The following is an 8,714-nucleotide window of genomic DNA, read 5'->3' on the forward strand; positions in this document are numbered from 1 at the left end:
CGGGCTTTCCCAATCCCAAGATGCCTCATCGGGGGGATCAGATCCGCCTTCGCTCACATCTGATTTGAGGCGACGCCGTTGCACCGCGATAAGGATACGCCGGAGCACAAGATAGAGGCCCACCGAGGCAAATGTTGCTATCCCGCCCAGGATGGCGAGATCTGCGTCGTTTGCGTAAATTTCGGCAAGAGGATTTGACATTGCCGTGCCTGTGCGGTCTTGGGTGTATTCTCAAGTTCGTGAAGCGGTGTTTGCCCCCTCGTCTTGGTGCTGGCTAAAGCCTTTGATCGCTTTCGAAGCTGTCACTTGCTTCGAGCAGTGTCCCTCCGACACTTGCTCCGAGATCCCTCCAGTGCTCGAATTGTTGTTGCATGACGGAGCGCCTGTCGCGCGCTGATAGACATGCCGGCGCAGATGACTTTTGTTTGAATCGAAACTTGAAGATGCCGTGGCCGCCGATTATCGCCCGCCAAGGGCACACAGGCTCTGAAAGCCGACTTGCACCTCTGCATCTCAACGTCCCGAAAGTTCTCCCACGGTGCGTACCATTCCGCCATTTCCGGTTCTGGACGGTCCGCCTGAGCTTTAAGCTAGTCACAAAGCTAGGTCACGGACCTCCACGGTCAACCGTCACCTCATACTAAACGTCAATAGCGCTTCGGCCATGCCCAACGGCCATTGCTGCTCGGATCGCTGTCGAACGACCGCTCCTGGCGCATCCTTGGTTTGTAGCAGGATCGCCGTCCACGACAGGCCTTGCGTCGACAGCACCGTCATGCCCCGCGACTTGGCTTCCTCGACACGCGATGATTCAAGATCGGGAAGGACGTCGAGCTCGCCGGCAAACAGCGCGGTCTCCGCTGCCGCCGTGTCGGGAATGATCATGAAGCGCACCTCGTCGACATAGGCCTCACGGCTCGCCTCGTTTACGTCGCGCACGATAGCGGCGCGTGCGCGTGGCCCATTTGGGCTTCGATCGCGGCGACGACCGCATCGGCGCCGTCAGCTCGCCGTCAGCTCAAGGTCGGTCGGGCGGCACGACAAACGACATCGTGATGCCGTGCAGGTTGACTCGATTGTCTGCTTGCCTAACTAGGATCTCGGGGCTCAGCGCAAATCACCACAGTCGGTATGATATCTTCCCGCATCCGAACGCTTGTCCTTGTTGTTGTTGTCTTGCCCGGCAGTTCCATCGTGTCGTCCTGCGTCGCCCCTGACGACACGTCGAACCTCCCACAGGAAGACGACACAACGGCGGCAGCCCGCAAAGAGATGATCGGTCTCAGCGAGGCGGACGTCCGAATGTGCGCCGGCTTTCCGACTGCCACCGCTGATGCGGGCGGAAGCCAGATCTGGACCTATCAGCGTACCGTTCAACGCGGCAACCTCAACGTCGTGATTCCAACTTTGCCCGTGGGTGCGATCCCGACGGTTGGAGGATCGCTCAATGTCGATCCTGGCGGCTATTGCAACACGCAAATCCGAATGGTCGATGGCCGTGTTGCCGAGGTTGCCTACGCCGGCGACAACAACACGCCGAACCACCGCGATGCGCTCTGCGTCAGCACGGTTGACGCCTGCGTGGCATATGCCCGCCAGCGCCATCAAGTCAGGACAGGAGCCATTTCCAGGTAATCGGGCTGGTTGGCGCAACCCGGGCCTGCACCGTTCGTTCCCATTTCAGGCAGACGTTCTATATTCCGAACAGTCGCCAGAGACCGACCGCACTCCCCGCCGATCAGCCATGCGAAGGCCGGTCGCCCGGAACCATTCTTGTGGTCGGGAGTACAGGGATGGCAGACGATGATCATCACCCGCAGGATATTCGTGAAGGCTGCCGCCGCTTCCGGAGCGGCTCTGGTGTTGCCGGGAACCGCGCCCGGCGCGCCGCGTGCGCCGGTGATGCGGGCCGTGCCCTCCTCGGGAGAGATGCTTCCCGCAGTGGGGCTGGGCACCTGGATCACCTTCAATGTCGGCGACGATTCGGTGCTGCGCGACGAATGCGCCGAGGTGATCGCGGCCTTCTTTGCGGCAGGCGGCCGCATGATCGATTCCTCGCCCATGTACGGCTCTTCGCAGCCCGTGATCGGCTATGGCCTCGAGAAGCTCGGCCGGCCCGAAGCGCTGTTTTCCGCCGAGAAGGTCTGGACCTCCTCCGCCGCCGACGGACCCGCGCAGATCGAGCAGTCGCGCCGCTTCTGGGGTGTGCCGCGCTTCGACCTCGTTCAGGTCCATAACCTCGTCGCCTGGGAGACGCATCTCGAAACCCTGTTCGCCATGAAGGCGGACGGGCGGATCCGCTATGTCGGCATCACGACGTCCGAAGGACGACGGCATGACCTGTTCGAACAAATCATGCGCGCGCATCCGCTCGACTTCGTGCAGTTCACCTATAACGTCGTCGACCGCGAGGCGGAGGAACGGCTCTTGCCGTTGGCCGCCGAGCGCGGGATGGCCGTCATCGTCAACCGGCCGTTTCGCCAGGGCGCGCTGACCCGCCAGTTCCAAGGCGAGACTCTGCCGGACTGGGCGGCCGAGATCGGTGCCGGGACCTGGGCGCAGTTCATTTTGAAGTTCATTCTTTCGCATCCCTCAGTCACGGTCGCCATCCCCGCCACCACCCGCGTCGACCATGTGCGCGAGAACGTGATGGCGGCGACCGGTCCCCTCCCCGGCGCATCCATGCGTGATCGGATGGCGGCCTACGTCCGGGACCTCTAGATGTCGGTGTGGTGGACCTACCGTCTGGAAGATTTCCTGCTCTTCTCGCCACGCGTCTACTGGCGCATGTTCGGGTTGGCCAATGCCGCGTTCTGGCCGCTGCATCTCCTGACGCTCGCCGCCGGCCTCGCCATCGTCCTGCTCGTGCTGCGGCGGCCGCCTGGCCATGGTCTCTGGATTGCGCTCGTCCTCGCCGCGCTCTTTGCCTTCGTCGGCTGGTCCTTCCTGTGGAGCCGCTATGCCGCGATCAATTGGGCGATCGCCTATGTCGCGCCGGCCTTCGGCCTGCAGGCGCTGCTGCTGGCGATCGGCGGTGCCGCACGCGGCGCCCTCGCCTTCGACCGGCGGGACATCGCAGGGCGGCTCGGGCTGCTGATCGCGGTCGTTGGCCTCGTCGTTTATCCCCTCCTGCCGCTACTCTTCGGGCGGCCATGGTCGAGCGCCGAGGTCTTCGGCATCGCGCCGGACCCGACGGCGATCGTAGCGCTCGGCGTCCTGCTTGCAGCGAGCGGCGGGCTTGTGCCGCTGCTGTTTGCGATCCCGCTGCTGTGGCTGCTGCTCAGCGGCCTGACGCTGCATGCCATGGGCGATCCACAAGCCTGGCTGCCGCTTCTGGCAGCGGCCATCACTGTCGCTGCCTTGGCCCTGCGCCGCATTGCTCGGTGATGCGGCGGCGCGTTCGGCATTTGCCTCCGGCAGCAATTCGTGAGCGATTTCGTGTCGGCAGCATGTTTATTCTTGTTCCGGCAGCCGTGCTATGAAGTCATCTATGGTGCCTATTCGCGCCGACGACCCGCCGCCGAGGCGGGTTTTTTGTTTCAGGTTCGGCGCCATTCTTCACAAGGCTCCAAAATCCAGATCCGGCGGCGTGGCAGGATTCCTGGCGTGGCGACCAGTTCCCAGCATAGCCAATCGTCGGCGCTCTCAGCGCGCCGCCCACACCAGGCCGCGACGAAATATTGTTCGCATCTGCGCCACCTCGAACTCCTTGGCGGCATGGCCGAGCGCCGAATAGAACACCCTTCCCTTGCCGTGCCGGCGCTTCCAGACGACCGGCATGACCACGCCTTCTATCCAGGACGCGTGCTCGCCGGAGAAGGTGGTGGTCGCCAGCACCTCATTCGATGGGTCCACATGCATGTAGTACTGCTCGGAGCGGTACGAAAAATCGTCGATCCCGTTCATGATCGGATCGTCGCGCCTGGTGATGTCAACCCGGTAGTCGATGATGTTGCCCGGGTGGGCCACCCACTGACCGCCGCACATGAACTGGTATTCCGTGGCTTCACGAAAGGCATCGCACATGCCGCCGTGATAGCCGCCAAGGCCGACACCGCCCTCGACCGCCTTTGTCAGATTGAGCTCCTCGTTCTTCGCAAGCTTGGCCATCGTGTAGATCGGGACGATCAGATTCAAATCGGCGATCGCGGGGTCGGCGAATATCTCGGTCGTGGTTTCCACGCGCACGCCAAACCCTTCTTCCTCGAGCATCGCCTTGACGACGCGCGCACCTTCTTCCGGCTCGTGTCCATCCCAGCCGCCCCATACGATCAACGCTTGCCGCATATTCTTCTCCGTCAGTTGGTTGTATCGCCAAACGAGCCTTCGGCGGCAGTGCGGCCGGCCGAACCGGTCAAGCAACCGGGCGCTCTGCCAGCAGCAGCCCACATCCAAGCATGATCATAGCGCCGCCCGAGCCTTCACGAAGCCGGCGAATGAGATTCGGACGGGACGCCGCGCCATCGCGAAGTCTTCCGGCTGCAAACGCCACGACAATATCGGCGAGCGTGTTAAGAGCAACCGAGACGGCGCCGAGGATCACGAACTGCAGGGCAACGTGATCCGACGATGTAACGACAAACTGGGGAATGAAGGCGAGGAAGAATGCGGCCGTCTTCGGGTTCATCGCTTCCACAAGAACGCCATCCCTGAAGGCCCGCATCGCGCCGACGGGCGGCTCTGAATGACCCAGCGACTTGTAGCCGAGCCTGGCATGGCGAATGGTTCGGTATCCCATCCAGACCAGATAGAGCGCGCCGACCACCTTGAGTGCCGTGAACAATTCGGCGCTTGCCAGCACGATCGCCGAGACGCCAAGACTGCCGGCTAAGACATGAAACAGCCCGCCGAGACCATTGCCAAGGCTCGAAGCGATTCCTTCAGAGCGGCCGCCGGAAAGAGTTCGGGCGGCGACATAGAAAATCCCCGGACCCGGAGTAATCGCCAGAAGGAATGCCGTGAACAGGTAGACGGTGAAAGCGTTGGAATTCAGCATGGAAATGTCCTGATGAAAGACTGTCTATCGAAGTTCAATACAAACTTTGGAACCAGTGGAGAAAACCGCATCGAGATGGTCGAGAGCGGCGGCGACGCGCTGCCGTGCCTGGTCCCTCAGTGGGAGGACGGGGCGTGGCGGATCGACGTCGCAGAGGTTCAGAAGCTTGGCGACGACATACATCACCCTGAAACTGCCGAATTCCTGGAACAGCGCCCAAAGCGGTCCGAAGGCGGCGTCAAATCGCTCGACGGTGGCGGCGTCCCCGGCTTGCGCCGCTCGCGTCAGGGCCAGAGCCTGTGACGGCAGAAGTCCTGCGACGACGGAATACCAGGCGTCGCTCCCGGCGAGCAGCGCAGGCGCCCCGCCCCAGTCGCCGCTGTAGCCGATCTTGAATGCCGACCCGGTCGCAGACCGGAGGGAGGCGAGTTCGGAAGCGACGTCACCACCGGACGGCAAAGGCATCTTCACGGCTTCGATGTTAGCCACCTTCGACAAGCGGGAAATGAGGTCCAGGCTGAAAGTGAACCTGGTCGTGCCGGGATTGTTGTAGATGCAAAGCGGGAGCTGCCCCGCATCGGCGACTGCGGCGAAGTGTTCGAAGACCTCGTCGTCAAAGAGCGGTGTATAGGAAACCGGAGCGAGCAGCAGGCCGTCGGCGCCCGCAGCCTTCGCGTCACGGGCAAGCTCCACCGCATCGCTGGTCCGGATCGCTCCGACGCCGACCATAACCGGGATTTTGCCGCCGACCGTGTCCATCGCCGTTTCGACCGCGCGTCGACGCTCTTCTCGCGTGAGGAAAGCGTAGGCTCCGGTACTGCCGAGCAGTCCGATAGAGTCCGCTCTCGCCTCCTCGATGTGCTTCAGAAGGCGCGCGAGGGCGGCGGTATCGAGCCTGCCGGAAGCGTCCGCCGGGGTGATCGGGAATGCCGAAAGGCCTTGGAAAATAGACATGAAAAAACCTTTCAGATTCGGGTCAGGAGAAGCTTCAGCCCGGCAAATCCGAAGAATACGGCCAGCGTGCCTTCGATCCAGTGCCGCGCCCGCCGATACAGGCGGATCATTGGAGCGGTCGAAAAGACGATCGCGTAGCCGCAGAAGATGGTGACGCTCAGGACCGCGCAGCCTGCGAGGATGACGAGTACCGTATACGGCGACGACCCAGAGCCGAGCCCCAGCGTCATCAGTGCGATCCATGCCAGGATCGATTTCGGATTGGTGAGGTGCATTAGCAGTCCGCGCTTGTAGAGAGTGGCCGCCGTCGCCTTCCGTTCGTTCGTCGGGCGAAGCTGATCCTTGTCTGAAGAAAGCGCAGCCTTGCCCGCTTTGAAGGCGAGATAGAGAAGATATAGGCCTCCGAGCACCTGCAGGACCACGAGTGCCTGCGCGTATCGACTGAGGATCGCCGAGACACCTGTCGCCGCCATCAGGCCCCAAAAGATCGAGCCGCTGACTACGCCAGACGCGATTGCCAGCGCGGCCCTGCGGCCGTCGTTCATGGCGACGGCCATGATGCGCATATTGCTCGGGCCGGGACTACCGGCAGCGATGACGTATGCGGTAAAGACGATGATGAATTGGTGGATTTCGGCCAGCATTTTACTTCTTCGGGAGGTGCAAACTGGCGTCATCAATACCAGTACAACTGGCCCTGACATAGAACCAGTTTGGATAAAAATTGCTGGTCCAGTTGCCCTCAGGCCTTTGCCTGACTGAGTTTTCCCGGTAATGCCTGGATCAACGAAACGTCTTCATTTGGGTAATCGCGATGGTCCAGTTACGGCCCCGCAAGCAGAATTCGTCGTCGGGAAATTCGTCGTCGGGACTGGGCGCGCGCGGGATCTATGAGAACCTGCGGGAACAGATCGTGGCGGAGGTATACGGCCGCGGAGACGTGCTTCCGTCGGCTCGTGCACTGGCGGTCGAGCTTGGCGTCTCGCGAACGACTGTGACGTCAGCTTACGAACAGCTCGCCGCCGAGGGGTTCGTGGTCATTCGACATGGCGCTCGGCCACGGGTGGCCATCAAGATCGCGCACAGCGAGCCGGGAGACCTCGTTCATACAGCTGCAGAGCCACACGGCCTCTCCGCTTTCGGAGAAAGGCTTCGATCCAGAGCCATTCCGATGCGGGTTCCGTCGGAGAAGCTCGTCGCCGACTTCCGCTACGGCGACATGTCGGCCTCTGACTTCCCGACCCTTGCCTGGCGGAAGGCCATGAACGATGCTGCGCTGGGACGGCCGCCCAAGCTATCCTATGGCGAGCCCTGTGGCTTGATCCGCCTGCGTACCGCCCTGCAGGGTTATCTATGGCGAGCGCGGAGCATCAGGTGCGAGGTGGGCGAGATCGTCATCGTCAACGGCTCTCAGCAGGGACTAGATCTCTGCGCCCGGCTCCTTCTCGATGAGGGCGACGGGTTTGCCATCGAAGAGCCCTGCTATCCGATGGCACGGAGCGTCTTCGAGATGACAGGGGCCATCGCTGCCCCGGTGGAGGTTGACGCCGAAGGCATCAGAGCGGACTTGTTGGCGGATGTTGGCGCGCGGCTGGCTTACGTCACGCCTTCACATCAGTTTCCCTTGGGAAGCGTAATGTCCATGGGGCGACGCCAGCAACTGCTAAGATGGGCGGAAGAGAAGAGAGCCTACATCGTCGAGGACGACTACGACAGCGAATATCGATTCGACATGAACCCCATACCGCCGCTTCGCGCGCTTGGAGGCGCGTCGAACGTCATCTATGTTGGTACGGTTTCAAAGACACTGTCGCCGACGCTCCGGATCGGCTACCTCGTCATTCCGCGAGAGTTGCAGGAGGTTTTTGCCCAGGCCAAGCGCCTGACCGACAGGCATGCGCCCATCCTCGAACAGGAGGCGCTTGCGACCCTGGTGGAATCCGGCGTCTACGAAAGCCACGTGCGCAAGGCCCGTCGTCAAAATGCCCGCCGACGTGCAGCGCTCCTCGACGCTCTGCACGCTGAATTCCGGGATCTCGTTCGGGTCGAAGGCGCGGAGGCCGGTCTGCACCTCGTCGTCTGGTTCGGCGACATGCCGCCCTCTATGGCGACATCATTCACCGAGAGAGCCGCCTCGCTCGGAGTCGGCATCTACTCCATATCACCGCACTATTTCGATCAGACATTGGATCGGAGGTGCCTCGGCCTGGTGATGGGATACGCAAGTCTTACCGAGAGCCAAATCCACAGAGGACTAAAGCTCCTTCGACGCGCTTACGAGGAGGCAATACGCTGCTGCGACGTGAGCGTTGCGGTCAGTTAGGCCAATGGAATCGACACCATTACGCTTGCAGGTTTCGACGAGCGAGGCGATGGTGGCCCAGTTTTTTGCTCCAGTGTCGTGCCCCGCAAACAGCGCGTTTTTCCGGTTGAGGGCTATTTGGCCGGGCCGCTATCCACGGCAAGCCTGTCGACCAAACTCTCAACGGTCAGGTGCTTTCGCCGGAGCTCGACGACTACCGCAATATTCCCTGCCGCATCATCGCCTCAGGCGGGAAGCACCAACGTGCCATTCTTGTAGCTGTGGCGCGGGCCGGGTTGGCGACGGACGTCGCAACGGATGCTGACAGCGCAAAAGCCATGCTTGAGTGCGGTCAGGCTGGGCACCGCAAGGTGGTGATCTGCCCCTAGTGTCCTGATTCCGAAGTTCTGACGATTTTAGCCTGTTGGTCGCCGGTTTTGAGGGTTGCGAGGCAGAAGCGTT

The 8,714-nt window shown here is 61.9% G+C and carries 9 protein-coding genes and 1 pseudogene; 5 read left to right on the plus strand and 5 right to left on the minus strand.

Annotated features, from left to right (window positions below; genetic code table 11):
- Positions 1-630: 630 nt before the first annotated feature.
- Positions 631-939: a hypothetical protein gene (locus AC0L3L_RS32305; RefSeq protein WP_473641229.1), complete on the minus strand. Its 309-nt coding sequence runs from the start codon at positions 937-939 to the stop codon at positions 631-633.
- A 255-nt stretch (positions 940-1,194) separates the two neighbouring features.
- Here AC0L3L_RS32305 and AC0L3L_RS32310 point away from each other — a divergent pair, with 255 nt between their 5' ends.
- From AC0L3L_RS32310 to AC0L3L_RS32320, 3 genes are all read left to right on the plus strand, one after another.
- Positions 1,195-1,635, plus strand: a complete 441-nt coding sequence (locus AC0L3L_RS32310) for a hypothetical protein (protein ID WP_473641231.1) — start codon at positions 1,195-1,197, stop codon at positions 1,633-1,635.
- Between the two features lie 267 nt (positions 1,636-1,902).
- The gene (locus tag AC0L3L_RS32315) at positions 1,903-2,721 is read left to right on the plus strand and encodes an aldo/keto reductase (RefSeq protein ID WP_473641244.1); all 819 of its coding nucleotides are present in this window, start codon (positions 1,903-1,905) and stop codon (positions 2,719-2,721) included.
- A complete protein-coding gene (locus AC0L3L_RS32320) occupies positions 2,722-3,387 on the plus strand; it encodes a DUF6064 family protein (protein WP_473641233.1) in 666 nt (221 codons plus the stop codon).
- A 258-nt stretch (positions 3,388-3,645) separates the two neighbouring features.
- Here AC0L3L_RS32320 and AC0L3L_RS32325 read toward each other — a convergent pair whose 3' ends face one another.
- The 4 genes from AC0L3L_RS32325 to AC0L3L_RS32340 all read right to left on the minus strand — a co-directional run bounded on the left by AC0L3L_RS32325 (position 3,646) and on the right by AC0L3L_RS32340 (position 6,594).
- Positions 3,646-4,287, minus strand: coding sequence for a ThuA domain-containing protein (locus AC0L3L_RS32325; RefSeq protein WP_473641234.1), 642 nt, complete (start codon positions 4,285-4,287; stop codon positions 3,646-3,648).
- A gap of 67 nt (positions 4,288-4,354) precedes the next feature.
- Positions 4,355-4,996: a LysE family translocator gene (locus tag AC0L3L_RS32330; protein WP_473641236.1), complete on the minus strand. Its 642-nt coding sequence runs from the start codon at positions 4,994-4,996 to the stop codon at positions 4,355-4,357.
- Between the two features lie 24 nt (positions 4,997-5,020).
- A complete protein-coding gene (locus AC0L3L_RS32335; RefSeq protein WP_473641238.1) occupies positions 5,021-5,950 on the minus strand; it encodes a dihydrodipicolinate synthase family protein in 930 nt (309 codons plus the stop codon).
- Positions 5,951-5,961: 11 nt separating this feature from the next.
- The gene (locus AC0L3L_RS32340; protein ID WP_473641239.1) at positions 5,962-6,594 is read right to left on the minus strand and encodes a LysE family translocator; all 633 of its coding nucleotides are present in this window, start codon (positions 6,592-6,594) and stop codon (positions 5,962-5,964) included.
- 170 nt (positions 6,595-6,764) lie between these two features.
- Here AC0L3L_RS32340 and pdxR point away from each other — a divergent pair, with 170 nt between their 5' ends.
- A complete protein-coding gene (gene pdxR / locus AC0L3L_RS32345; RefSeq protein ID WP_473641240.1) occupies positions 6,765-8,273 on the plus strand; it encodes a MocR-like pyridoxine biosynthesis transcription factor PdxR in 1,509 nt (502 codons plus the stop codon).
- Positions 8,274-8,410: 137 nt separating this feature from the next.
- A pseudogene (locus AC0L3L_RS32350) lies at positions 8,411-8,641 on the plus strand (sugar-binding domain-containing protein); the annotation flags it as partial.
- Positions 8,642-8,714 lie beyond the last annotated feature (73 nt).

Source organism: Mesorhizobium sp. WSM4849, assembly GCF_055811385.1.

What these genes read in the sequence shown, in the direction of transcription:
- AC0L3L_RS32340 (WP_473641239.1), bottom strand. Translation starts at nt 6,594, where the DNA reads ATGCTGGCCGAAATCCACCAATTCATCATCGTCTTTACCGCATACGTC.
- pdxR (WP_473641240.1), top strand. Translation starts at nt 6,765, where the DNA reads ATGGTCCAGTTACGGCCCCGCAAGCAGAATTCGTCGTCGGGAAATTCG.
- AC0L3L_RS32330 (WP_473641236.1), bottom strand. Translation starts at nt 4,996, where the DNA reads ATGCTGAATTCCAACGCTTTCACCGTCTACCTGTTCACGGCATTCCTT.
- AC0L3L_RS32325 (WP_473641234.1), bottom strand. Translation starts at nt 4,287, where the DNA reads ATGCGGCAAGCGTTGATCGTATGGGGCGGCTGGGATGGACACGAGCCG.
- AC0L3L_RS32335 (WP_473641238.1), bottom strand. Translation starts at nt 5,950, where the DNA reads ATGTCTATTTTCCAAGGCCTTTCGGCATTCCCGATCACCCCGGCGGAC.
- AC0L3L_RS32315 (WP_473641244.1), top strand. Translation starts at nt 1,903, where the DNA reads ATGCGGGCCGTGCCCTCCTCGGGAGAGATGCTTCCCGCAGTGGGGCTG.
- AC0L3L_RS32320 (WP_473641233.1), top strand. Translation starts at nt 2,722, where the DNA reads ATGTCGGTGTGGTGGACCTACCGTCTGGAAGATTTCCTGCTCTTCTCG.